The sequence below is a fragment of the Archangium minus genome, assembly GCF_044360475.1.
In the GTDB taxonomy this organism is placed as follows: Bacteria; Myxococcota; Myxococcia; order Myxococcales; family Myxococcaceae; genus Archangium; species Archangium minus.
In genome coordinates this window covers 2,636,616-2,659,833 of the sequence record NZ_CP043494.1, presented here as the reverse complement: position 1 = coordinate 2,659,833, position 23,218 = coordinate 2,636,616, and the positions used below count along the sequence as shown (strand labels likewise).

Below are 23,218 nucleotides of genomic sequence, written 5' to 3'. Positions count from 1 at the left end.
CGTTACAGCCGCACCTCCACGTCCAGCTGCACATCGGCCCGGAGGCGCACGTCCTTCGAGGGCTTGCGACCCCTCCCGCGCACGCTGATGCTCATGGAGGGAGCCGTGATGAACGGCTGGAGCTCCACGTCCTCCAGGTCCATGGTCAGCACCGGGTTGGGCGCCTTGAGGCCCAACGAGGCGATGTTCTTCTTCTGCGCCACCAGCACCTCCCGGTCCCCTGTCTTCGCGTAGAACTCCAGCGTGTCGAGGAAGGAGAAGTCCTGGTCCGCCGGAGCGATCACCTGGAGCTGGAGAGACCGCAGCCTGGCGGAGGACACATGGTCCTTGGTGACGCCCTGGTTCTGGAAGTCCTGGTTCTGGTTGAAGTCCAGGTTGGTGAAGCTCCCGATGGCCGGAAAGGCATCGAGGAGGGTGGAGATACCCGTCGGATCCCCCTGCACCGTGGTCTCGCCCTTCACCTCCGCGACGAAGCCGGGGGGCGCGCAGGCCAGCAGAGAGGACAAGGCATACACGGAAAGCAGGGAAGCGAGTCGCATAACACGCATTCTACCGGCCGTCCGGGCGCGCCGTCACCGACCCGCCGAGCCGGACGCCCTCTCGTGGACAGGGCATGCGGACAGGGCCCGGGGTATGGTGCGCCCGTTGAAACGGCTCTTCTCCGCGCTCGTGGTCGTCCTCTTGGCGCTCGCCGGCGGCGCACATGCTGCCGACGTGGAGGGACAGCTGCGCGTGACGGGCAGGCTGATGCTGGACGGGAACGCGCCGCGCGACTTCACCAAGGGCCTCACGAGCACGAACACCTCGGACCTGGTGCTCAGCCTGCTCGCCGTGGGCGAGGGCCGCTACACCGCGGACCGCTGGCAGGTGGTGGGCCGCTATGACGGAGGCGGCCGGAAGTACCTGAGCTACCCCACCGAGGATGCGCTGGTGCAGGCCGCCTCGCTGGAGGGCTCACTCGCCCTGGGCACGTCACTGGGAGTGGGCCTGGAGGGACGCGCCAAGGACCGGCGGGGCGGCTCCCGCGCGTACACGGACCTGGCGGCGTCCGCCTTCGTTGAGTACGCCCCCGACACCCAGCTCTCCCTGCGCCTGCGCGCGGGCGCGCACCGCTTCCTCTACCACCGGGACACCTCCGCGAACTTCGGCAGCCCCGAGGTGGGCTTCCTCGCGCGCTATCGCCTCTCGCGCCGACATGCCCTCACCGTCTCCGGCGAGTACGGCTCGCGCCGCTACCACACGTCCGTGAGGTACCCGCCAGGAACCACGCCGGAGTGGACCGGACGGCGCGAGGACGGGGCCCTGATGGCGAGCATGGGCTACTCCTACAAGGGCCCGCTGGCCTTGGGGCTGTCGTACTCGTACCAGGAGACCAGCTCCAACAGCTTCGGCGAGTCGGTGCAGCGCCACCGGCTCAGCGGCACCGCGGGGGTGCGCCTGCCCTGGAAGCTGACGTTGTTGGCCCAAGGCGCGCTGGGCATCAACCGCTACCCGGACGGCGTCTACCTCTCGCCGGAGATCATCCTGCTCGAGGATGACGAGGCGCAGAACACGCTCTCGCTGAAGCTGGTCCGGCCGCTGAGCAGCCAAATGGACCTGGAGTTCTCGTACGCGATGTACGGTACCCGACTGCCTCGCAACGATTTGTTCTACTTCCGCCAGGTGGCAGGGCTGGGCCTCACTTGGCGGCCGTAGCGGGCCTCAGTCCAGCCCGGACAGCCGCTCGTCAATCTCCTCGGCGAGGCTGGCGTGGCTCTGGGCGAGCGCCGTGTCGCGGGCGCGGGTAAGCACCTCGCGGGCCTTCTGCGTCTGCCCTGCCCCGGCATAGGCATCCCCCAGGGACACCAGGGCCGCGGCGTACTGGGGATCCAACCGCACCGCCGTCTCCAGGGCCTGGGCCGCCTCGGCGTACTGCCGACGCTCCAGGTAGGCCTTTCCCAGGGAAAAGTGCGCCATGGGCGCATCGGGGAACTCGGCGGCCATCTGTTTGAACTGTTCCAACCGGGCGTCGCTCATGAGGCGGTGATAGAGGAGAGACATGTCCGTTGCCAAGCAAGACGTGCGCTCCCTCGCCGAAGCCGCCCGAGCGGCCTCCCGTGTGCTCGCCACCGCGCCCACCGGGCAGAAGGATGAGGCCCTCCGACTCATGGCCCGCCACCTGCGCGAGGCCATTCCCGCCATCGTCGCCGCCAATGAGGCGGACATGGCCGCCGCGCGGGCCTCGGGCAAGGGCGGGGCCTTCCTGGACCGACTGCTGCTGAACGCCTCGCGGGTGGAGGCCATGGCCCGGGCGGTGGAGGAGGTGGCCGGCCTGAAGGATCCAGTGGGTGAGGTCACGGAAGGGTGGGATCGGCCCAATGGCCTGCACGTGAGCAAGGTGCGGCTGCCGCTGGGGGTGGTGCTGATGATCTACGAAGCCCGCCCCAACGTGACGAGCGACGCGGCGGCGCTGTGCCTCAAGAGCGGCAACGCGGCGCTGCTCCGGGGCGGGAGCGAGGCGGCGCGCTCCAACGCGGCCATCGCGGCGGCGCTGGCGGCGGGCGTCACCGAGGCGGGGCTGCCCGCGGCGTGCATCCAGCCAGTGCCCCCGGGCGAGCGCGAGACGCTGCTCGAGCTGCTGAAGCTGGAGGGGCTGATTGATTTGTGCATCCCCCGGGGCGGAGAGGGCCTCATCCGCTTCGTGGCGGAGAACGCGCGGATTCCGGTGGTGAAGCACTACAAGGGCGTCTGCCACGTGTACGTGCACGCGGCGGCGGACCTGGACATGGCGACGCGCATCACCTTGAACGCCAAGACGAGCCGCCCGGGGGTATGCAATGCCGCCGAGTGCCTGCTGGTGGACCGCGCGGTGGCGGAAGCGTTCCTGCCCCGAGTGGCCCGGGAGCTGGTGGCCAAGGGGGTGGAGCTGCGCGGGGACCCGGCCACGGTGGAGGTGCTGTCACGCGCCGGAGTGGCGGTGACACCGGCGACCGAGGAGGACTGGGGGCGGGAGTTCCTGGACCTCATCCTGGCGGTGCGCGTGGTGGACGGGCTGGATGCGGCGCTGGGACACATCGCGCGGTACGGAAGCGAACACACGGAGGCCATCGTCACGGCGGACGCGGCGGTGGCGGGGCGCTTCACTCGGGAGGCCCAGGCGAGCGCGGTGGTGTGGAACGCCTCCACCCGCTTCAATGACGGGGGCGAGCTGGGCCTGGGCGCGGAGATTGGGATTTCCACCAGTCGATTGCACGCTTTTGGTCCCATGGGGTTGCGAGAACTGACGAGTCAGAAGTACGTCATCCACGGGCAGGGTCAGGTGCGCTAGGGTGCGCCCCAGGACACATATGGCGACGAAGAAGACCACGACGAAGAAGACAGCGGCGAAGAAGAGCGCGGCGAAGACGCCGACCGCGCGCAAGAAGACGGCGGCGAAGAAGGGCGCGGTCCGGAAGCTGCCCGCGCGCAAGAAGTCGGCCGCGAAGAAGAAGGCGCTCACCCCCGCGGCGGCCCCGGCCCCCCGCGCGGAGAACCCACGGGCGCATGCGCTGGCGCGCAAGATTGGCAACCTGCTGTCGGACAAGAAGGCGTTGGACATCGTCATCCTCGATGTGCGCGGGATGACGTCCTACGCGGACTACTTCGTGGTGGCCTCGGGAGAGAGCGACCGGCAGGTGTCCGCCATGGCGGAGCACGTCCTGACGAACCTCAAGCAGACGGAGGACCTGCGTCCCATCGGCCACGAGGGCATGGAGACGGGCCAGTGGGTGCTGCTGGACTTCGGCGAGGTGGTGGCGCACCTCTTCCACACCGAGGCGCGCGCCCACTATGACCTCGAGGGCCTCTGGGCGGACGCGGCGCGGGAGAAGGTGGCCTGAAGGTCCGGCTCCTCTCCATTGGCAAGGACCGCTCGGGCCTCTACGAGCCCGCGGTCCAGGAGTACGCCTCGCGCCTGGCCCACTACACCCGCTTCGAGCTGATTGAGTTGCCCGAGGCGGGTGGGAAGAAGGGCAAGGCCGGGGACGCCAAGAGCGCCGAGGCCGAGGCCATCCTCGCGCGCCGCAAGCCACAAGACTTGCTGGTGGCGCTCGACGAGCGAGGCAAGCTGCTGGACTCCGTGGAGTTCAGTCGCTACGTGGGCCGGGCTCGGGACGGCGCGAAGGACCTGCTGCTCATCATCGGCGGTGACGAGGGACTGGACGAGCGGGTGAGGCAGTCCGCGGACCTGGTCCTCTCGCTGTCGAAGATGACGCTGCCGCACCGGCTGGCGCGGGTGGTGCTGGTGGAGCAGCTCTACCGCGCCTTCACCCTCCTCAAGGGCGAGCCGTACCACAAGTAGACGGCCGGGCGGCTCCGTCAGGCGGCGGAAGCGACGCGCGTCGGAGGGGACATGAACTCGCCCACTCCCCACGTCCGTGTCATCGCCTCGCCCCAGTCGTGGGTAGAGGGAGAAGCCATCCGCCAGCTCGAGGCCGCCTCACGACTTCCCGGCATGCGCTCCGCAGTGGGCCTACCCGACCTGCACCCAGGCAAGGGAGCACCGGTGGGCGCCGCGTTCGCCTCGGAGGGCATCTTCTATCCCTTCCTGGTGGGCAACGACATCGGCTGTGGGATGGGGTTGTGGGAGCTGGATCTGCCCGCGCGCAAGGCAAAGCCGGAGCGCTGGGCGACGAAGTTGGACCTGGATGGACCGTGGGAGGGCAACACGGACGCGGTGCTCGCCGACATGGGCGTGAAGCCCTGCGGCTTCGAGGCAGCGCTCGGCACGGTCGGCGGCGGCAACCACTTCGCCGAGGTGCAACGGGTGGACGCGGTGCACGACGCCCAGACCTTCACCGCGCTGGGGCTGGAAACGGATCGCCTCCTGCTGCTTGTCCACTCCGGCTCACGAGGGCTGGGCGAGGCCATCCTGCGAGCACACGTGGACCGGCACGGCACCGGAGGGCTCGCGGAGGACTCGGACGAGGCGCGGCGCTACCTGGAGCGACATGACCATGCCGTGGCCTGGGCGCGAGCCAATCGCGCCACCATCGCCGGACGGATGATGCAGGGCATCGCGGCGGGGGGACGACGGGTGCTCGATGTCTGCCACAACAGCGTCACCCCGAAGGAGTACGAGGGCCACACGTGCTGGCTGCACCGCAAGGGCGCGGCGCCGTCGGACCAAGGGCCGGTGGTGATTCCCGGCAGCCGTGGCGCGCTGAGCTACCTGGTGCTGCCGGTGGGCGATGGCACAGGCCACGCCCACAGCCTGGCACACGGGGCCGGCCGCAAGTGGACGCGCTCCAGTGCCCGCGAGCGGATGCGCGAGCGCTTCACCCCCGACGCCCTCACCCGCACCTCCTTCAAGAGTCACGTCATCTGCGAGGACCGCGACCTGCTCTTCGAGGAGGCACCTCCCGCGTACAAGGCCATCGACCGCGTGGTGGGAGATCTCGTGGAGGCCGGGCTCGTCCGGGTGGTGGCGACCCTCGCCCCCGTGCTCACCTACAAGACGCGAAGCCGACGCGAGTGAGGTGGGGCGTATTGCCGCACCCGCCCAGAATGCCGCACCCCTGCTGACCGTACCTGGGGCGGAACGCCACACCCGGCGCACCTGGAGTCCCACCAGGCCCGAGGCAAACGCGCTGGCACGCTCATCGCAGTGCTGCCCGTGGGACGGCATGAAGGCAGCCACGGGGCCGTCCCGTACGCGAGGTCAGCGGGATGAACGCGCAAGTTGAGAGAAGGTCGTTCACGGTCATCGACGGCAATGAGAGCTCCGAGCGGGAGATGCGCCGCTACAACGCCCTGCTGGAAGAGACCGTGCGGCAGCGCACGCTCGAGCTGGAGCAGACCAACGCCCGGCTCACCGAGAGCTTGCGGCAGCTCCAGGCCACTCAGGCGCAGCTCCTCTTCGCCGACCGGCTGGCGACCATCGGCCAGCTCGCAGCGGGCCTGGGCCATGAGATCAACAACCCGCTCGCGTTCATCATCGGCAACCTCGACTACGTGCAGCAGCAGCTGGTCCGCACGGCGGGAACCTCCACGCCCGAGGAGCACCAGGAGTTGCTCGAGGCGCTCGCCGATGCGCGCGACGGGGCCGAGCGCGTCCGGCTCATCGTGCGCGACCTCAAGGTGCTCTCCCACCCCAACGACATGGAGCGAGGCCCGGTGGACATCGTGGCCACCCTCCGCGGCGCGGTGAAGGTCGCGGCGCATGAGCTGCGCGACCGAGCCCGGCTGGTGGAGACGCTGGACGCCGTGGCGCCGGTGAACGGACACACAGCCCGTCTGTGCCAGGTGTTCCTCAACCTCCTCATCAACGCGGCCCACGCCATCTCACCGGGACGAGCGGAGCAGAATGAGATCCGCCTCTCCGTCCGAATGTGCGACGCCCACCGTGTTGTCGTGGAGGTGAGTGACACGGGATGCGGCATCCCGCCCGAGCACCTGGACCGCATCTTCAACCCCTTCTTCACCACCAAGCCCGTGGGCGTGGGCACGGGGCTGGGGCTGTCGGTGTGCCACGGCATCGTCACCGCGCTGGGTGGGGAGCTCTCCGTAGAGAGTGAGCAGGGCCGGGGCTCCACCTTCCGCGTGCACCTGCCCGTGTACGAGGCTGACGAGCCACGCGCACGAGCAGAGCCCTCGCGCGCGGCCTGACATCCGCCCGACGAGTGAGCGGGTTGCGCATGCTCCCTCTCCCTCTGGGAGAGGGCGGGGGGTGAGGGTATCGGGTGAACCCGGGTTGAACCCCCCTGTCCACTCTGTGGGCCACGGGTTGAAGAACGGACTTGGTTACCCTCACCCCGACCCTCTCCCAGGGGGAGAGGGAGTATCAATCCCCTTCAGTCACTTCCCTGAAGGGATTAGCGCGCCGGACCACCCGTGGGCTCTCCCGGGTTGACGACGGTCCCGAGCCCCACATCGGCGGCGATCCGCGGCTCGTCCTTCACCAGGTGGAAGAACTGGTTGCGGAAGGTCTCCGGCGTGAGATGCGCAACCGCCGCGAACCGGGCCAGTTCCTCCGGCTTGTCGAAGTCCTGCCGCTTGAGCCGGAGCATGAAGCTCCGGGCAATCTTGTAGCGGTCCGAGTCGATGTCCACCATCCGCACCCGGGGCCGCCCCGTCGCCGGATCCTTCATCTCCTGGAAGGTGATGGGGTGGAACCGCCCATTCACCATGGAGACCACCGCCTCGGTGCCCCCCTCGATGATGTAGCGGGCCGCGCAGTGGCCGAGGTCGCGCGTGTACTCCATGTCGAAGGGGATGGGGTCGGCGCAGCGCACCTCGTAGCCGATGTACTTGGGAATGAGCGTGGCCTTGATACCCAGGGCCGCGAGCCGCTCCTTCACGCCCTTCTCGAGGATTTCGCCCAGGTTGATCTCCGCCACGTGGATGTTGCCCATGTGGTCTCGCGGCAGCTCCGTGTGCCGAGCCAGGTCCTCGGGGTCGATGCAGTCGGCGAGGCCCTCGGCGATGAGGGCGATGCCATCCGGGCGGCCGTAGGACAACCGCTTGATGACCGAGCCGGCCAGGATGTCCACGGCGGTGGAGAACGGAATCCGCTTCCCGCGGAACTCCTCGGGGATGAGGGTGACGGTCGCCCCCACCGCCTTGCCGATCGACAGGGCGAGGTGCCCTGCCTTCCGTCCCTGGGCGATGACGAAGTACCAGCGCGAGGTGGTCTTCGCGTCAACCATGAGGTTCTTCACGATCTCCACGCCGACATGGCGCGCGGTCTGGAAACCGAAGGTGCTCGTGTCATCGGGCAGATCAATGTCGTTGTCGATCGTCTTGGGGACGTGGACCACGCGGATCTTCCCCCGGGTCTTCTCCGAGATGATCTGCGCCAGGGTGGCGGTGCCATCACCCCCAACGGTGATGAGCATGCCCACGCCGAGCCGATCCAGCCCATCGAGCGTGCGCTGGAGGTGCTCGGGAGAACGGGTGGGGTTGGCGCGGGAGATACCGATGTACGAGCCGCCGCGGAAGTGGATGCGGCTGGTGTCCTCGATCGTCAAGGGAACGACATGGGAGCTGTCCCCCTCGGCGAGCCACTTGAACCCGTCCTGGATGCCGATGACCTCCACTCCCGAGAGCCGGGCCCGGATGGTGGCCGCTCCAATCACGCTGTTGATGCCAGGGGCCGGACCCCCGGCGACGACGATGGCGAGCTTCTTCATGTGTCCATCCAATGGTGAAGTGACCTGCGCTTGGCAGGCGGCGTGCACTCTGGTCTCTCCAGAATCTAGCCTCCTGCGTCATCGTCGCCACCACCATTCATCCGAGGGGGGAACCAACCGTGCTCCAGGAGTTGCTTGAGCTGCTTTACCCGCCCGCGTGTATCGCCTGTGCGAAGGTGATGCCCGTGCGCGCACCCTTCTGCGAGACCTGTGATCTCGCCGTGGAGCGGCTCCCGACCTCGCGCTGCCGCACCTGCGCCGAGCCCGGCTCCTTCCCCGGAGACACCTGTCCGCGCTGCCGCACCTCGCCCCCGCCCTTCTCGCGAGCCTGGGCCCCCTTCGCGCACGAGGGCCCCGTTGCTCGCGCCATCCACCGCTTCAAGTACGAGGACCACCCGGAGCTCGCCCCCACCCTCGCGGAGCTCCTCGCCTCCGAATGCAGGCAGTTCCTCGCCCAGGCACCCGGCCTGCTCGTCGCGCTCCCCCTCCACAACAGGCGCTTTCGCGAGCGTAAGTATGACCAGGCCCAGCTCCTGGCGGGCGGACTGGCCCAGGCCACTGGCCGCGAGGCCCCCGTGGGTCTCCTCTCCCGAGCCCGTGAGACCCGCCGACAGGTGGGACTCTCCGAAGCCGAGCGCGCCCACAACGTGGCTGGTGCCTTCACCGCCTCCCCGTCCGTGGCCGGCCAGGACATCCTGCTCGTGGACGACGTGCTCACCACCGGCGCCACCGTCCGTGCCGCCGCCATCGCACTCCGTGAGGCCGGCGCCACCCGCGTCGAGATCCTCACCCTCGCCCGCGCCTTCTCCCTCACCTAGGCGGGGAGGACCTTCCAGTACCGTCGGCCATCCGGCGAGCGATCGATCAAGCGTGCGTCGTAGAGGTCGCGGCGCAGGAGGGCCCAGTCACCGAAGGTGTGCAGGGCCTTCAGCAGCTCATTGAGCTCCCGCTCGCTCCACTCCGTACCGTCCGGAAGGCGGGACGTCAGGTAACGCAGGGCCTCGAGTTGAGCCGTACGCCTGGAGGGCCAGCCCTTCAGCCGTCCCTCGGCATCCAGGTAGCGGGCGAGCTTCTCGGAGACTGGGAGCGTCAGTGGGTTCATGGCGGATGCTCGCATCCTATGCCTGGCCCGAGCCCGCCTGCCTGGATGTGCGCCCCCCTTCCCGTGGATTCCCCTTCTTCCGTCGCCTGCTCGCCGGTGGGGTACCTCCCTCGTCCTGCCTCCGACATTTCAGTTGCTTGTCCGCCCATGACGGCGCATGCAGGGGAAGGCTCTCCGAAGCTCGGCTGTTCACCGGCGCCGGCACTCACCCCCGGCCCCCCTTCTCCGACGGACGAGGAACACGGATGTCCCGTACCCCACGGCTCGCCGCGCTGTCGCGCACCACCTGGCTCGTCGCCCTGCTCGCGTTCGCCTGCCCACTGCTCACCCGGGCCGCCTCCGAGACCAGCGCCACCATCGCCCGGGAGCAGGCCGAGGAAGCCCTGAAGCTCGCCCCGACCCCGCGCGGCACGGCGCAGCTCCTCCGGCTACACGCCCTCGCCAATGATCTCGAGGACCTCACCCCCCTGGTGAAGACCTATGGCGAGGTCATCTCCCGGCGCACCAGCGACTCCGGCGCCCGCGCCACCGCGCACTTCCTGCTGATGGACCTGGAGCGCTCCCGAGGCCGGATGCAGCGCGCCGGCGAGCTGCAGGACGCCCTGGGCTTCATCGGCGACTACTACGTCGTCGGCAGCTTCGACAACGAGGGCAAGTCCGGGTGCGACAAGGACTTCGGCCCCGAGGCGGCCACGCTGAACCTGTCCGCCACCTACCCGGGCGCCAAGGGCCGCGAGGTGTCCTGGCGCCGGCTCGCCGTAGGCCCCACGGAGGGCTACGTCGATCTGGGTACCGCCGTGCGTCCCAACCGCGAGGCCGTGGCCTATGCCCTCACCTGGCTGGAGGCCCCGGCCGAGACGCGCGTGGCGCTCGGCGTGGGTACCTCTGGCGCCTTCCGTCTGTGGGTGAACGGGGAGAAGGTCGCCACCAGCGACAACTACAACGTGCCCCGGCCGGACCAGTCGCGCGTCTCCGTGCGGCTGCGCAAGGGCCTCAACCGCGTCCTCCTCAAGGTGTGCCAGGAGTCGGGCCCGCTCGGCTTCTACCTGCGGCGAGATCCCCCCGCCCGCCTGCGCGTCACCCTGCCCACCGCTGTCCCCGCCCTCACCAAGGGCCCGTCCGCCGCCCCCCAGGTGCTGCCCACCGTCACCTCCGCCATGAAGGACGCGGTGGCCCGGGCGCCCGCGGACGCGCAGCTGCGCGGTGAGTACGCCACCGTGCTCGACTTCTTCCGCGCCTTCGACGAGCGCGAGCACACCGCCACCGTGGAGGCCGACCGCGCCGCCCGCGCCGCGCCCCAGGACGTGCGGCTGCAGTTGCTCGCCGCCGACGCCCACCGCGACGACCTCAACCTGCGCCGCGCCTTCCTCGAGGCCGCCGTCCGCGCGGACCCCACCTCCCTCCAGGCCCGCGTGGCGCTCTCCGAGCACGAGCTGGGGCGCGGCCACCCCGAGCGCGCCATCGAGCTGCTCAAGCCCATGGTGGAGCTGACCCCGGACTCGGCCGCCGCCCGTCTCACGCTCGCCCGGGCCCACGAGGCGCTCGGCGAGTCCGCCCGCGCGCACATGATGGTGGAAGAGGCGCTCCAGCGGCTGCCGCGCATCCCCCGCGTGGTGCGTGCCGCCGCCCACTCCGCCCGAGTCCTGGATCGCCCCCAGGACGCCGTGGCCCGGCTGCGCGTGGCCCTGGCGCTGCGTTATGACGACCGCGCCAGCCGCTCCCTGCTGGCCACGCTGCTGGCGGACATGGGCCAGGTGGAGGCCGCCGCGCGCGAGTACGCGCAGCTGCTCGTCCTGGACCCCTCCGACAACGCCACCCGCCTCAAGCTCGCGGAGCTGCGCGCCGCCAATGGCCAGCTCGACGCGGCCACCACCCTCTTCGCCGAGGCCCGCGCCCTCTCCCCGGATGAGCCCGAGGTGTACGAGCGCGAGGGCCGCGCGCTGCTGTCCTCCGGCCGCCGCGAGGAGGCCCTCGCCGCCTTCGAGCGCTCGCTGGCGCTGCGCCCGCAGAACCCCGCCCTCAAGGAGGCCGTGCGCACCCTCAAGGGCGAGTCCGCCAGCGCGGGCACGGAGTACCTCACGGACATCAAGGGCCTGGTGAAGGAGGCCGACGGCTACACCACCGAGGACGCCGTGTACCTCGTGGACACCTCCTACGTGCGCGTGCAGAAGAGCGGCCTGTCCGGCCGGCTGCACCAGTTCGCCGTGAAGGTGCTCAACGCCCGCGGCGTGGAGGCCTTCCGCTCCTTCCCCATCACCTACTCGCCGGACCGCCAGGAGGTGCGCATCCTGCGCGCCCGCATCACCAAGGAGGATGGCTCCGTGGTGGACAGCTACGGCGAGAGCGACCGCAACATCAACGAGCCCTGGACGGGCATGTACTACGACGCCCGCGCCAAGGTGCTCTCCTTCCCCGGGCTCGCCCCTGGGGACGTGCTGGAGCTGCAGTACCGCCTGGACGACACCGCCCAGGAGAACCTGCTGTCCGACTACTGGGGCGACGTGGAGAGCGTGCAGGGCGTCTACCCCAAGGTGCGCTACCAATACCTCGTGGACATGCCCAAGGAGCGGCCCCTCTACTGGAACGAGAAGAAGCTGCCCGGGGTGACGTATGCCCGCAAGGACGTGGAGGGCGAGCGCGTCCTCCACAGCTGGGGCGCGAAGCACGTGGCCAAGGTGGTACCCGAGCCCGGCATGCCCGGCTGGGCCGAGGTCGCCGCCAACCTCCACGTCTCCACCTACCGCACCTGGGACGAGGTGGGCCGCTACTGGTGGGGCCTCGTCCGCGACCAGCTCACCCCCAATGACGAGCTGCGCCGCACCGTGGACACCGTCCTGAAGGGTGTGGACCGCAAGGATCAGCAGGCGGTGGTGCGCGCCATCTACAACTTCGTGGTGACGAACACGCGCTACGTGGCGCTCGAGTTCGGCATCCACGGCTTCAAGCCCTACCGGGTGGACCGGGTGCTGTCGCGCCGCTTCGGCGACTGCAAGGACAAGGCGAGCCTCATCCACTCCATGCTGAAGGTGGCGGGCGTGGACAGCCGCCTGGTGCTGCTGCGCATGCGCGACCTGGGCTCCATTGGCGAGGAGCCGGCGAGCCTGGCGGCCTTCAACCACGCCATCGTCTACGTGCCCCAGTTCGACCTGTACCTGGACGGCACCGCCGAGTTCCACGGCGCACGCGAGCTCCCCAGCGCGGACCGCGTGGCCAACGTGCTGGTGGTGGAGCCGGGCGGCAAGGCCTCCTTCCTCACCACGCCCGAGGCCCGCCCCGAGGACAACGCCTCCCGCCTCTCCATGAGCATGACGCTACGGCCGGACGGCTCCGCCGAGGTGACGGGCGCCTCCACCGTGGGCGGGCAGATGGCCCCCGAGTACCGCCGCGCCTACCGCGCCGTGGCCTCGCGTAAGTCCACCTTCGAGCGCTCCTGGGCCCAGAGCTTCCCCGGCCTCACCGTGCACGACGTGAAGCTCAACGACACCACCCGCCTGGACGACGACGTGCAGGTGGACTTCCGCATGGCGATTCCCCGCTTCGCCGAGGCCACCCCCGGCCTGCTGCGCTTCCTCCCCTTCGGCACCGGCCGCGCCTACACCCAGTCCTACGCTTCGCTCGCCGAGCGCCGCTTTGACCTGGTGATGAACAGCCCCTGGGTCAACAGCTTCACCTTCCGCTACACCCTGCCCCAGGGCTACAGCGTGGCCGAGCTCCCGCCCAACCACCAGGAGGAGACGCCCTTCGGCCGGGTGCGCCTCTCCTACCGTCAGGAGGGCAACCAGCTCATCTGCGACGGCGAGGTGGCCATGACCGCCGCCCGGGTCAAGGCGGACGACTACGCCGCCTTCCGGGCCTTCCTCGGCCGGGTGGACCAGGGCTTCTCGCGCAAGGTCACCCTGCGCGGGCCCGCTACGCCCACCGCGGGGCGCTGAACCAGGGGGGGGCTTTGACCCTTTCCCTGGAATTCACGGATTATTCCTCGTTAGGAACTTCAGGGCCTGTCCCTGAAGGCCTCCGGGGGAGTCCGTCATGACTTTACGCTCGAAGGTGTGGCTGTTCGTGGTGGTGGCGATCAGCCTCGTCTTCGCGATGGGTGTGGAGCTCTTCAATGGCACCCGGCGGGGCATGCACTCCCGCTACCACTTGAGCCTCATCCAGGATCAGATCGACATCTACGGCCGGATGCACAGCAGCACCTGGCCCTTCGTGGATGCCCTGAGGCACGCGCAGCGGGACGGAGCCAACATCACGCGCATCCTCCATGAGCAGGACAGGCGCATGGACCAGGACTTCGCGCGGCTCGAGGAGCTCGGGCTTCAGGAGGCGTGGCTCTCGCGGGAGAAGGACAAGCCCTTCGACGAGGAGCAGATCCACGAGCGCATCGCCTTGCTCCATGGCGCCCAGCACCGCTGGGTGATGCGCGCGGAGCAGCTCGCGCGCATGATGGGAGAAGGAGGGGAGGTGCCTCCGGATGCGTGGTGGGACCTGTTCCAGGACTTCGAGGCGCACATCGGCGAGCACCTCGAGGCCGCCATCGTGGCGGAGCGCGCCAAGATGGAGGAGCTGCGGCGGATCTGGGACGAGCGCTCGCGGCTGGGCAACAAGCTGGCGCGGCTCATCCCCTCCGTGGCGCTCATCTTGGTGATGGGGATCGCCCTCACCATCCTGGATCCCATCCAACACGCCCTGCGCGAGCTGCACGCAGGCGCGGAGCGCATCGGGCATGGGGACTTCGAGCACTCGCTGCCCGTGAAGGGCGAGGACGAGCTGGCCTCGCTGGCACGCGCCTTGAACCGGATGGCCGCCGAGCTACGCGACCTGATGCTCGACAAGCAGCGCTACAACACCCGCCTGGAGGAGACGGTGCGCTCGCGCACGGCCGAGCTGGCCTCGGCCAACATCCAGTTGGGGGAGAGCCTCCAGCAGCTCCGGGAGACCCAGGATCAATTGCTCTTCGCGGACCGGCTCGCCACCGTCGGCCGGCTCGCGGCGGGCGTGGGTCATGAAATCAACAACCCCCTCGCCTACATCCTCAGCAACCTTCGCTATCTCCAAGAGGAGCTGGAGCGGACAGAGGGAGCCCCCTCGCAGGAGGAGCGGCAGGAGCTGCTCTCGGCCATCTCCGAGGCGCACGCAGGCGCCGAGCACGTCCGGCTCATCGTGCAGGACCTCAAGGTGCTCTCCCGTCAGGATGATGCCACCCTCGGCCCGGTGGAGCTGGCCAGGGTGGTACGCGGCGCCGCCAAGATGGCCGCCCATGAGATCCGCCCCCGCGCGCGCTTCGTCGCGGACTGTGAGGGCGTGCCCCCCGTGCTCGGCAACGGGGCGCGCCTGGGCCAGGTGCTCCTCAACCTGCTCATCAACGCGGCGCATGCCATCGAGCCGGGCCATGTGGAGCGGAACGAAATCCGTGTGGTGGCGCGGGAGAGCGCCCCCGGCCGCGTCACGATGGAGGTGAGCGACACCGGAATGGGCATCCCACCGGAAAACCTCTCGCGCATCTTCGAGCCGTTCTTCACCACCAAGCCGGTCGGCGTAGGCACGGGGCTGGGGCTGTCCGTGTGCCGCAGCATCATCACGGCCCTCTCGGGCGAGCTCACGGTCGAAAGTGAACAAGGCAAAGGGACCACCTTCCGCATCACCCTGCCCATCGCCGAAGAATTCGATTCACCGGGCCAACCGGCCTGAGGCGCGAAACGCGGGGGGCGCTCATGCATCCATGCGCCCATGGGACTGCCACAGGGGGGGCATTCATGGTGAAGCTGGCGCTGTTGGGGGACACCTATCCCACTCAACTCCATGTCAACTCGCGAGCACTTCAAGGGTTGGAGGTCGTCTGGGCGGGTACAACACTGGAGTCCTTCCGAGCCAACGTCCCGGGGCTCCGGCCGCAAGTGCTCGCGCTGGACTTCGTGGACCTGGGCAAGATTCCAGAGAAGCTGGTGCCCGAGCTGCTGGAGCTCACGGGGGCACAACACGCGCTCGTCAGCTACCGGCTGACGAACCACGTCATGCTCCAGGCGCTCACGTCTCCGAGGATCCGCTTCGTCCAAGGGCCGCTCCCGCTCAGCCTGCTCCACGTCCACGTGCACCGGGCGCTCGACGAGCTGCGGCAGGCCAACGACAAGGCGGCCACCGCAAGCCCACCCCGCACGCCCCGGCCCCCGCGCTTCACCCACGAGCAGCTCGGCCAGCTATTGGAAATCGTGACCAAGGTGAAGTGCGAGTGCCCCAACCACCTCGCACGGCTCGTCAGTGGCCTGCTCTCCTTCGAGGAGTACTCGAGGACGTGCGAGAGCCAGGATGAGAAGGACCAGCGCATCCACGCCCTCCTCTACCGGCAGACGACCTCCGCTCGGGAGGCCATGGAAGACGGGCTCGTGGCGCTGCTCGAGCACGAGAACATCCGGCTCTGAGGCCTCAGCCCACCAGCAGGGAAGAGAGCAGCCGGCGCACCTCGGGGGGGCCCTTCACCCGGTAGCGGGCGCGCGTGTCCTTGCCACCCGCGTGGATGGCGAGGCTCCCCTCGGGCAGCGCGGCGAAGAGATCCTCGTCCGTACGGTCGTCACCAATGGCCACCACCCGCGTGCCGGGTGACATGTCCTGGGTGACGAGCGCCACCACGCGGCCCTTGTTCACCCCGCGCGCGCGCACCTCCACCACCTTGTCGCCGGGCAACACCTCCAGCGGGCCATGGGCAAACACCTCGCCGAGGTGCAGGCGCAGCTCGCGGGCTTGCCGGGCGCCGAAGACCGGATCCACCTGCCTGTAGTGCCAGGCGAGCGAGCCCGACTTCTCCTCCACGAAGGCACCCGGCACGCGCGCGGCAAAGGCCTCCAGCACCGGACGCACCAGGTTCTTCCAGTCAGTCGTCACGCCTTCCTGGGACGTCCAGGGCGCACCGGGCGCAGGGCGAGACCAGAGGCCGTGCTCAGCGTGCAGGCCCAACGGCAGCCCGCCGAACCAAGCCTCCAGCGTCTCCCGGGGCCGCCCACTGACGATGTGCACCCGCGTGTCGCGTCGGGAGGCGAGCCGCTGCAACAAGTCCAACAGCTCCGCGTCCGGCGAGGCCAGCTCGGGCTTGGGTGCGAAGGGCACGAGCGTGCCGTCGTAGTCGATGAGCAGCAGCAGACACTGGGCCTCGCGCAGCTGGGCGAGCGCCTCCTCCGCACCTGCCGGCTCCACGCGAGGCGGGGGTGTCGGTGTGGCCTGGAGCTCGTCCAGGAAGGAGCGCACCCACCAGTGCACGTCGTATTCCTTCACCCGGGCGCGCAGGTTGCGCATGCGCGTGCGCCGCTCCTCCTCCGGCATCTCCAGCGCGGCCTCCAGCGCGTCCGCCATGCCCTCCACGTCGTAGGGGTTCACCATCACGGCGTCCCCCATCTCGTCCGCCGCGCCGGCGAACTCGCTGAGCACCAGCACGCCATCCTCGTCCGGACGCGCCGCACAGAACTCCTTGGCCACCAGGTTCATCCCGTCGCGGATGGGCGTGACGAACATCACGTCCGCGGCGCGGTAGAGGGCCGTGAGCTGCCGCTCGTTGAAGGAGCGGTAGAGGTAGTGGACAGGGACGTTGTGGACGCTGCCGTAGAGGCCGTTGATGCGCCCCACCAGCTCGTCCACCTTGTCCCGGTAGGCGGCATAGTCCGCCACCGCGGTGCGGCTGGGGACGGCCACCTGGACGAAGCGCAGCCGGCCGCGCCAGGTGGGCTCGCGCTCCAGCAACCGCTGCACCGCCAACAGCCGCCGGGGAATCCCCTTGGTGTAGTCCAGTCGATCCACGCCCAACAACAGCCGCAGCTCCGAGCTCTTCTCCCGGTGCGTGCGCACTTCCTCGAGCACCGCCGGCTCCTTCGCCAGGTTCTCGAAGGCCTGCGCGTCGATGCCCATGGGGAATGCGCCCAGCCGCACCTCGCGCCCGTCGTAGGCGACGCGATCCACCACCGTCTCCAGCCCCAGCAGTCGCATGAGGGTGCTGGAGAAGTGGCGCACGTACGTGATCGTGTGGAAGCCGATGAGGTCCGCGCCGAGCAGCCCGCGCACCAGGTCCGCGCGGTGCGGCAGCGTGCGGAAGATCTCACTCGAGGGGAAGGGAATGTGGAAGAAGAAGCCGATGCGCGCCTGCGGCAGCCGCGCGCGCAGGAAGGCCGGCACCAGCATGAGCTGGTAGTCGTGCACCCAGATGGTGTCACCGGGCTGGTAGTGGCGCGCCACCAGGTCGGCGAAGCGCTCGTTCACCTTGCGGTAGACGTCCCAATCCCGCTCCTGCTCGGGGATGCGGTCGATGAGGTAGTGGCACAGCGGCCAGAGGGTGCGGTTGGAGTAGCCCTCGTAGAAGCGGCTGACCTCACTGGCGCTGAGGTAGAGGGGCACGCAGCGCAGCTCCGCGAGCTGGGCCTCCACCGAGGCGCGCTGCTGCGGCGTGAGCCGCGACACATCCCCGGGCCACCCTATCCAGAGGCCCCCCGAGCGCTCATGCGGGCCCCGCAGCCCCGTGGCGAGCCCTCCGGCACTGCGAACCACGGAGACCCCGTCCTTGTCCGCCTTGACGGTGACGGGGAGTCGATTGGAAACGAGCAGGAGTCTGGACATACGCCCAGACCGTTAATCAATCACACGCGGTATGGCCACCCCGGAAATGGGGTCCGTGACACCTGGAGAACCTTGGCCCCCCCCGCGTGACCACCCGAGCCGCGCGAGGAGCGCTGGGTCTGTCCCCGGTTTCCAGATGAAGGCGTCCAGCACATAGTGCGTGGCCTGGGGCAGCGCAAGCAGCGGCACCACGAGCGCCAGCACGTCTGGGGGCAACACCGGGCCCCCCTCTCCAAAGAGGCGAGGCCGCTCGTGCCACACAAGCCAGTCCCAGAGGAACTCCTCGCCGAACGCGAGCACGAACAGCACCAACAGGAAGCCGGGTAAGCCCACGCGCACCACGGACCCGAGCCCGCCATAACCACCCTCGGCGAGCCGCCCGCGCGCATACCGGAAAAGGAGCGCGAAGTAGGGCACCCCGTGCAGGACGACATTCATCACCGTGAAGGCGAAGTCGTCCTGGGCCAGCACGATGCCCCCGAACCACGTCACCCAGGTGGCGAGCACGAGCAGCACCTTGCCCACTTGGACTCCCTCACCTTGCACGACGCGCCACACCTGGAAGCCCGCCCACGCGGCGAGCACCAGCCCGTGGACAGCGAGCGCCACCGTGCCCATCCACGGAGGGAGCCCGGAGAGGAAGTCGTTCTCCACGAACCACCAGAAGGCCCGCGGCAGATGGGCGTGCCACCACACGACGGGCCCCAGCGTGGCGGCGTAGACGGCGGCCGCATCAAGGAGGCGCTCAGAGCGAGAGGCGCGGGCCTTGCGACTGTAGAGGGCCACCCAGCCGTACTGCTGGCGGACGAAGTGAAAGAGCGCGGTGTACGCGAAGAGACTCCAGAAGGTACCTGGAGAGAGGAGATACGCGAGCACGCCCAGCAGGTACGCGACGAGGGGCGCGGCGATGTAGAGGGCGGGCCGGCGCTGCACCTCGTCCCCGTCCAGGTACGTGCGGAACAGGGTGGACCACACGTGGGCCACGTCGACACAGACGACGAGCAGCACCCAGGCCCACAGCGGCGTCTCCCCCCCGGCCCCCAACACGGGCGCGGCGAGCACGAGTCCCACCGAGACGAGCGCGCTGCCCGCGAAGACCGCGAGGTCCACGCCCCGGCCGAAGAGCCACGCCTGAGAAGGAGCCAGAAGACGAGACATCACCCTTGGAGCGTATAGCAGCCCCTAACGTCAGATGGATGGCGCTTCTCCCCCACAGAGGCACCCTTCCAAGGCCTCATTTGGAACGATGTTGAACATGGACCCGGATTGCTTCTTTTACCGAACCTGCTCGCCAGGCAGACAGGGAGGCTCGCGACACCCTGCCCTTCCGGAGTGACATGCTCCCTGACTCCACCGTCAGCATCGATGATTCGCGATGGCCCCTCCGACTCGAGCGGTTCGTGGGAACCCCCACACTCCGCCAGTACGAGGACTACCTGGAGGAGTGCTCTGCCGCGCTGCGGCGTGGGGAGAAATACATCGCCATCACCGACCTCAGCCGGGGAGGCATCCCCACCCCCGAGCAACGGCAGCGCCAGGTCCTCTGGCTCCAGGAGTACGAATCCCTCATGCGCGAGCTGCTCCTCGGGGTGGCCTTCGTCATCACCTCGCCCCTGGTACGGCTGTCCGTGAGCACCGTCATGCACCTCAAGCCCATGCCCGTGCCGTACTTCATCACCCACCGGGAGGTGGATGCGGTGGCCTGGGCGGGCGCGCGCCTCGAGGAGTGGGGAATGCGCCTCGCGGCCGAGCGCGTCCGAAGCCAGTACGGGCTCCCCATCCGGGTGTACGCCGCGGAGCGGATCCGCTCCGCCTGAGTAAAGCTGGAAGCAGGCCCCGCGCGGCGCCAACATCGCCCCGCCGATGCCTCTCGACCTGCCTCCGCCTCCCGCGCGCTTCCGCCGCCGGCTCCTCGCCGTGATGCTCGTCACCGGCCTGGTACCCCTCGTGCTGCTCGGCGTCCTCGCCCGGCGAGCGCTCGAGGATCTACTCTCCGTCTCCCTCGCACCCGTGGAGCAGGTGCTCGAGGACATCTCCGCCGGGCTCGAGAGAGAGGGCCGCTCCCAGGCCGCGCTCGACGAAGCCCGACTCAATCTCGCCCAGGCAGAGCTCGCCCGCCGCGCGCTCGCGCGCCGCACGCCCATGCTCATCGGGGCCCTGCTGCTCGTCTCGGCCGTTGGGCTCACCGCCTCCGCCGTGCTGCTGGGCCGCGCCCTCACCCGCCCCGTCTCCACCCTCACCCAGGGCATGTGGGCCTACGCGCGCGGAGACCTCACCGTCCAGCTCCCCGCTCCCGACCCGCCCCGCGACGAGCTCCAGTTCCTCCTCGTCCAGTTCAACCGCATGGGCCGCGAGCTCTCCGCCCAGCGCGAGCGCCTCAAGGCCGCCGAGCAGATTGCAGCCTGGCAGGACGTGGCGCGCGCGCTCGCCCATGAGCTGCGCAACCCGCTCACGGCGATGAAGCTCGCGCTGGCGCGGCTGTCACGCCCCGACGCACCACCGGACGCCACTCGCCTGGGCGAAGCCGTCGCCTTGCTGCAGGAAGAGATAGAGCTGCTCATGCGGATGACGCGGAGCTTCTCTGACTTCGCCCGCCTCCCCTCACCGCGCTTCCAGCCTGTCGCCCTGCGCCCCCTGCTCGCCGAGGTGTGCGCCCTCTACCAGGGCACCGCATCCGTCGCCGTGGAGCTGCACCCCGGCCCCGAGCCCACGCTCTCCGCGGATCCGGACGGCCTGCGCCGCCTCTTCGGCAACCTCGTCAAGAACGCCCTCGAGGCCTCGCCCCTCGGAGCCGCTCCCGTGCGCCTCTCCGTCGAGGCCCTCCCCTCCTCCGTCCGCGTCACCGTCCACGACGGAGGCAGCGGCATTGCCCAGGTGCTCGAGGGCCCGGCCCTCACCCGAGGCCTCTTCAGCACCAAGCCTGGCGGAAGCGGCCTGGGGCTCCCCATCGCCCAGAAGATTGCCCACGAGCACGGCGGTGCGCTGCGCCTGGAGCCCGCGCCTGGGGGCGGCACGCTCGCACGTGTGGAGCTGCCCCTCAGCCCTCCACCCTCCGGGGAAGCTCGACCGTGAAGCAGGAGCCCCGGCCCTGCTCGCTCTCCACGCGGATGTGGCCACCGAGCCAGGTGACGATCTGCTTCGAAATCCACAGCCCGAGCCCCAGTCCGCCGTAGTGGCGCTCGGGCACGGCCCGCTCGAAGCGCTCGAAGATGCGTGACAAGTCCCCCGACGAGATGCCGATGCCCTCATCCCTCACACACACGCGCACGCCCTCGGCGGTGGCCTCGGTGGAGACCTCGATGGGCCTGCCCTGCCCGTACTTCATCGCGTTGGAGACAAGGTTCGTCAGCACCTGATCCAGGCGAGACCGGTCCCAACTCCCGGTGAGCGGCGACTCCAGCTTCAGCACGAGGCCACAGCCCACCTTCTCCAGCTCCGGCCCCATGCGCGCTGCTACCTCCTCCACGAGCGCCGACAGGTCCATCTCCTCGACCACCATGGGCAGACGCCCGGAGGTGATGCGGCCCACGTCCAGCAGATCCCCCACCAACCTGCTCAACCGGGAGCCCTGCCGCTGGCAGGTGGCGACCCACTTCGACAGCTCCGCGGCATCCCCTGCCGTAGCACTCTGCCGGGCGAGACGCTGCAACCCGAGCTGCAAGGCGGTGAGGGGCGTGCGCAGCTCATGGCCGGCGATGCCGAGGAACTCGTCCCGCAGGGCGACGGCTTCGCGAGCCTCGCGGTAGAGCCGCGCGTTCTCCATGGCGTACGTCGCATGGGCGGCGTACTCCTTGGCGAAGGTGAAGTCGTCCTCGGAGTAGGTCCGCGCATGTGTGCCGAGCGCCAGCACCCCCACCACGCCATGAGCGGTGGTGAGCGGGATGAGCATCACGGAGCGGACCGCGAGCCGCTGGCGCAGGCGATGGAGCCCTTCATCCCGGGACTTGAACCAGGAGGGCTCGTCCGCGAGCACCGGGATGAGCCGGGGCCGCCCCGTCATCATGGCCTCGCGGAGAGGGTGCCCCTCGGGAATGGGGAAGTGGCGGCTCACCTCGGCGGCGATCGGCTGGAGGGAGTCATCCTCGTGAGCCACGGACAGCACCCCGAGCGTCCCATCGGACCGGCGGCCATAGAACACCGCCAGGGAGGCAAGCGCGGGCACGCATAGCCGGGCCATGGTGCGCGAGGTCTGCTCCGGGTCGAGCGATGAGGAAAGCACCGCGCTGGACTCGGCCAGGAAGCGCTGCGCCTCCATGGCCCGCTTGCGCGCGGTGACATCCAGGATGGTGGCGATGCAGCCACGCGAATGGTGCCCCTCGTCGAGGAGTGGCACGGCGGAGACAACGATGGTGCCGCGCCGCTGCCCCTGGGCCTCGAGGTCCAGCTCGACGTCGAGCACCGCCTCGCCCGTGGCGGCCGCCCGCTGCATCGGCAGTTCCTCGGGCCGGAGTGCATGGCCGTGGGTATCGAGGTAGCGGATGGGCTGGCGCTCCCCCTCCGGCACGCTGAGCGAGATGTTGGCGTCGAGTGGAACCTCATGCATCCGCGCGAACCAGGGGTTCTGCCGGATGTGCCGGCAGTCGCGATCGTGGGTGATGGCGATGCCCACGGGGATGACGTCCAGCAGCGTCTTGAAATCAGCCGCCTGGCATTGGAGCTCCCGCTCGAGCGTCTCCGCGCGCAGCTCCGCATGGTGGGAGCGCTCCAATGCCTGGCGCAGCCGGTCCGTCTCGAGCGCGAACGCGACACACCCGGACAGATCCTCGGCGAGCGACAACGTGTCCTCATCCAGGCGCAGCGCCGGCTCCCGCGTGGCGAAGGAGAGGACTCCAACGAGCTGCCCTCCTAAGAGCAGGGGCACCGCCAGACAGTCCAACAGGCCGATCCCCTGAAGGCGCGAGAGGTCGCCAGCCTCCGAGGACAGGGCCACGGCCACCTGCTCATCGGGTCCGCGCAGCAGCTCTGCCCTGCCCATCAGCGCCACCCGTTGGGCCAGGCGAGAGGGCGGGCCGCCCGAGGGACCATGAATCGCTCCATGAGGGGCGCGGAAGGCGGCGGCACGCTGGAGCATGCCATCGCGGAGCACGTCGAGGTCACACCAGTCCCCCAGGGCGGGCATCGCCCACTGGCCGAGGCAGCGGAACACGTCGGAGAGCTGGGTGCACGCGGCCAGCTCCCGGCTCATCCGTCCGAGGAGAGCGCCCCGGGAAGGACCTCCGGAGCCGGACGGTGAGTGCGGGAGCACCCGGGGCGCGTCATCTTCGCCCGCCTGCTTCTCCCGAAGAATCCGCCGTGCCCCCATTTCGAACCCCTCTTCTCGAACCTTGAAAGGAAACAGGAGGTGGAAGTCCTCCTACTCCCCTGGCCCTGAGAGGAA

At 69.5% G+C, this 23,218-nt stretch carries 19 protein-coding genes; 12 read left to right on the top strand and 7 right to left on the bottom strand.

Annotation, left to right across the window (positions count from 1 at the left end; all coding sequences use genetic code 11):
• Positions 1-2: 2 nt before the first annotated feature.
• The gene (locus F0U60_RS10950; RefSeq protein ID WP_395817660.1) at positions 3-539 is read right to left on the bottom strand and encodes a hypothetical protein; all 537 of its coding nucleotides are present in this window, start codon (positions 537-539) and stop codon (positions 3-5) included.
• Between the two features lie 97 nt (positions 540-636).
• Between F0U60_RS10950 and F0U60_RS10945 the strand changes: the two genes are divergently transcribed.
• A complete protein-coding gene (locus F0U60_RS10945; RefSeq protein ID WP_395825179.1) occupies positions 637-1,695 on the top strand; it encodes a hypothetical protein in 1,059 nt (352 codons plus the stop codon).
• A 6-nt stretch (positions 1,696-1,701) separates the two neighbouring features.
• Here the strand turns inward: F0U60_RS10945 and F0U60_RS10940 are convergent, their stop codons facing one another.
• The gene (locus tag F0U60_RS10940; RefSeq protein WP_203411455.1) at positions 1,702-2,040 is read right to left on the bottom strand and encodes a tetratricopeptide repeat protein; all 339 of its coding nucleotides are present in this window, start codon (positions 2,038-2,040) and stop codon (positions 1,702-1,704) included.
• Here F0U60_RS10940 and F0U60_RS10935 point away from each other — a divergent pair.
• The 5 genes from F0U60_RS10935 to F0U60_RS10915 all read left to right on the top strand — a co-directional run bounded on the left by F0U60_RS10935 (position 2,039) and on the right by F0U60_RS10915 (position 6,624).
• Positions 2,039-3,307 (top strand): glutamate-5-semialdehyde dehydrogenase, encoded by a 1,269-nt coding sequence (locus tag F0U60_RS10935; RefSeq protein ID WP_395817657.1) that lies wholly within the window; start codon positions 2,039-2,041, stop codon positions 3,305-3,307. The two genes, F0U60_RS10940 and F0U60_RS10935, sit on opposite strands and share 2 nt — an antisense overlap.
• A gap of 19 nt (positions 3,308-3,326) precedes the next feature.
• Positions 3,327-3,857: a ribosome silencing factor gene (rsfS, locus tag F0U60_RS10930; RefSeq protein ID WP_395817653.1), complete on the top strand. Its 531-nt coding sequence runs from the start codon at positions 3,327-3,329 to the stop codon at positions 3,855-3,857.
• Positions 3,854-4,318 carry a 23S rRNA (pseudouridine(1915)-N(3))-methyltransferase RlmH gene (locus F0U60_RS10925; protein ID WP_395825176.1) on the top strand — a complete coding sequence of 155 codons (465 nt, stop codon included), beginning with the start codon at positions 3,854-3,856 and terminating at the stop codon, positions 4,316-4,318. The genes rsfS and F0U60_RS10925 overlap by 4 nt, the downstream gene beginning before the upstream one ends.
• A gap of 51 nt (positions 4,319-4,369) precedes the next feature.
• Entirely contained in the window at positions 4,370-5,494 is a 1,125-nt protein-coding gene (locus F0U60_RS10920) for an RNA ligase RtcB family protein (RefSeq protein ID WP_395817650.1), read from the top strand.
• Positions 5,495-5,685: 191 nt separating this feature from the next.
• The gene (locus F0U60_RS10915) at positions 5,686-6,624 is read left to right on the top strand and encodes a sensor histidine kinase (RefSeq protein WP_395817647.1); all 939 of its coding nucleotides are present in this window, start codon (positions 5,686-5,688) and stop codon (positions 6,622-6,624) included.
• Between the two features lie 206 nt (positions 6,625-6,830).
• Here the strand turns inward: F0U60_RS10915 and pfp are convergent, their stop codons facing one another.
• A complete protein-coding gene (gene pfp, locus F0U60_RS10910) occupies positions 6,831-8,147 on the bottom strand; it encodes a diphosphate--fructose-6-phosphate 1-phosphotransferase (protein ID WP_395817644.1) in 1,317 nt (438 codons plus the stop codon).
• Between the two features lie 119 nt (positions 8,148-8,266).
• Here pfp and F0U60_RS10905 point away from each other — a divergent pair, with 119 nt between their 5' ends.
• A complete protein-coding gene (locus F0U60_RS10905) occupies positions 8,267-8,965 on the top strand; it encodes a phosphoribosyltransferase family protein (RefSeq protein WP_395817641.1) in 699 nt (232 codons plus the stop codon).
• Here the strand turns inward: F0U60_RS10905 and F0U60_RS10900 are convergent.
• On the bottom strand, positions 8,962-9,249 hold the full coding sequence (locus tag F0U60_RS10900; RefSeq protein ID WP_395817639.1) for a DUF2087 domain-containing protein: 288 nt from the start codon (positions 9,247-9,249) through the stop codon (positions 8,962-8,964). The genes F0U60_RS10905 and F0U60_RS10900 overlap by 4 nt on opposite strands.
• A 245-nt stretch (positions 9,250-9,494) precedes the next feature.
• On the opposite strand from F0U60_RS10900, the gene F0U60_RS10895 reads away from it, so the two are divergent.
• The 3 genes from F0U60_RS10895 to F0U60_RS10885 all read left to right on the top strand — a co-directional run bounded on the left by F0U60_RS10895 (position 9,495) and on the right by F0U60_RS10885 (position 15,665).
• On the top strand, positions 9,495-13,181 hold the full coding sequence (locus F0U60_RS10895; RefSeq protein ID WP_395817636.1) for a DUF3857 domain-containing protein: 3,687 nt from the start codon (positions 9,495-9,497) through the stop codon (positions 13,179-13,181).
• 97 nt (positions 13,182-13,278) lie between these two features.
• Complete coding sequence (locus F0U60_RS10890) at positions 13,279-14,937, top strand: ATP-binding protein (RefSeq protein ID WP_395817633.1); 1,659 nt, start codon at positions 13,279-13,281, stop codon at positions 14,935-14,937.
• 65 nt (positions 14,938-15,002) lie between these two features.
• The gene (locus F0U60_RS10885; protein ID WP_395817630.1) at positions 15,003-15,665 is read left to right on the top strand and encodes a hypothetical protein; all 663 of its coding nucleotides are present in this window, start codon (positions 15,003-15,005) and stop codon (positions 15,663-15,665) included.
• A 4-nt stretch (positions 15,666-15,669) separates the two neighbouring features.
• On the opposite strand, the gene F0U60_RS10880 is transcribed toward F0U60_RS10885, so the two are convergent.
• Positions 15,670-17,841: a bifunctional alpha,alpha-trehalose-phosphate synthase (UDP-forming)/trehalose-phosphatase gene (locus tag F0U60_RS10880; protein ID WP_395817627.1), complete on the bottom strand. Its 2,172-nt coding sequence runs from the start codon at positions 17,839-17,841 to the stop codon at positions 15,670-15,672.
• 12 nt (positions 17,842-17,853) lie between these two features.
• Positions 17,854-18,999 (bottom strand): hypothetical protein, encoded by a 1,146-nt coding sequence (locus F0U60_RS10875; RefSeq protein WP_395817624.1) that lies wholly within the window; start codon positions 18,997-18,999, stop codon positions 17,854-17,856.
• A gap of 179 nt (positions 19,000-19,178) precedes the next feature.
• Here F0U60_RS10875 and F0U60_RS10870 point away from each other — a divergent pair, with 179 nt between their 5' ends.
• Together F0U60_RS10870 and F0U60_RS10865 are read left to right on the top strand one after the other, a co-directional pair.
• Positions 19,179-19,658 (top strand): STAS/SEC14 domain-containing protein, encoded by a 480-nt coding sequence (locus tag F0U60_RS10870; RefSeq protein ID WP_395817621.1) that lies wholly within the window; start codon positions 19,179-19,181, stop codon positions 19,656-19,658.
• 46 nt (positions 19,659-19,704) lie between these two features.
• Positions 19,705-20,913: an ATP-binding protein gene (locus tag F0U60_RS10865; protein WP_395817618.1), complete on the top strand. Its 1,209-nt coding sequence runs from the start codon at positions 19,705-19,707 to the stop codon at positions 20,911-20,913.
• Here F0U60_RS10865 and F0U60_RS10860 read toward each other — a convergent pair.
• Positions 20,879-23,026 (bottom strand): ATP-binding protein, encoded by a 2,148-nt coding sequence (locus F0U60_RS10860; protein ID WP_395817615.1) that lies wholly within the window; start codon positions 23,024-23,026, stop codon positions 20,879-20,881. The two genes, F0U60_RS10865 and F0U60_RS10860, sit on opposite strands and share 35 nt — an antisense overlap.
• Positions 23,027-23,218: the final 192 nt, after the last annotated feature.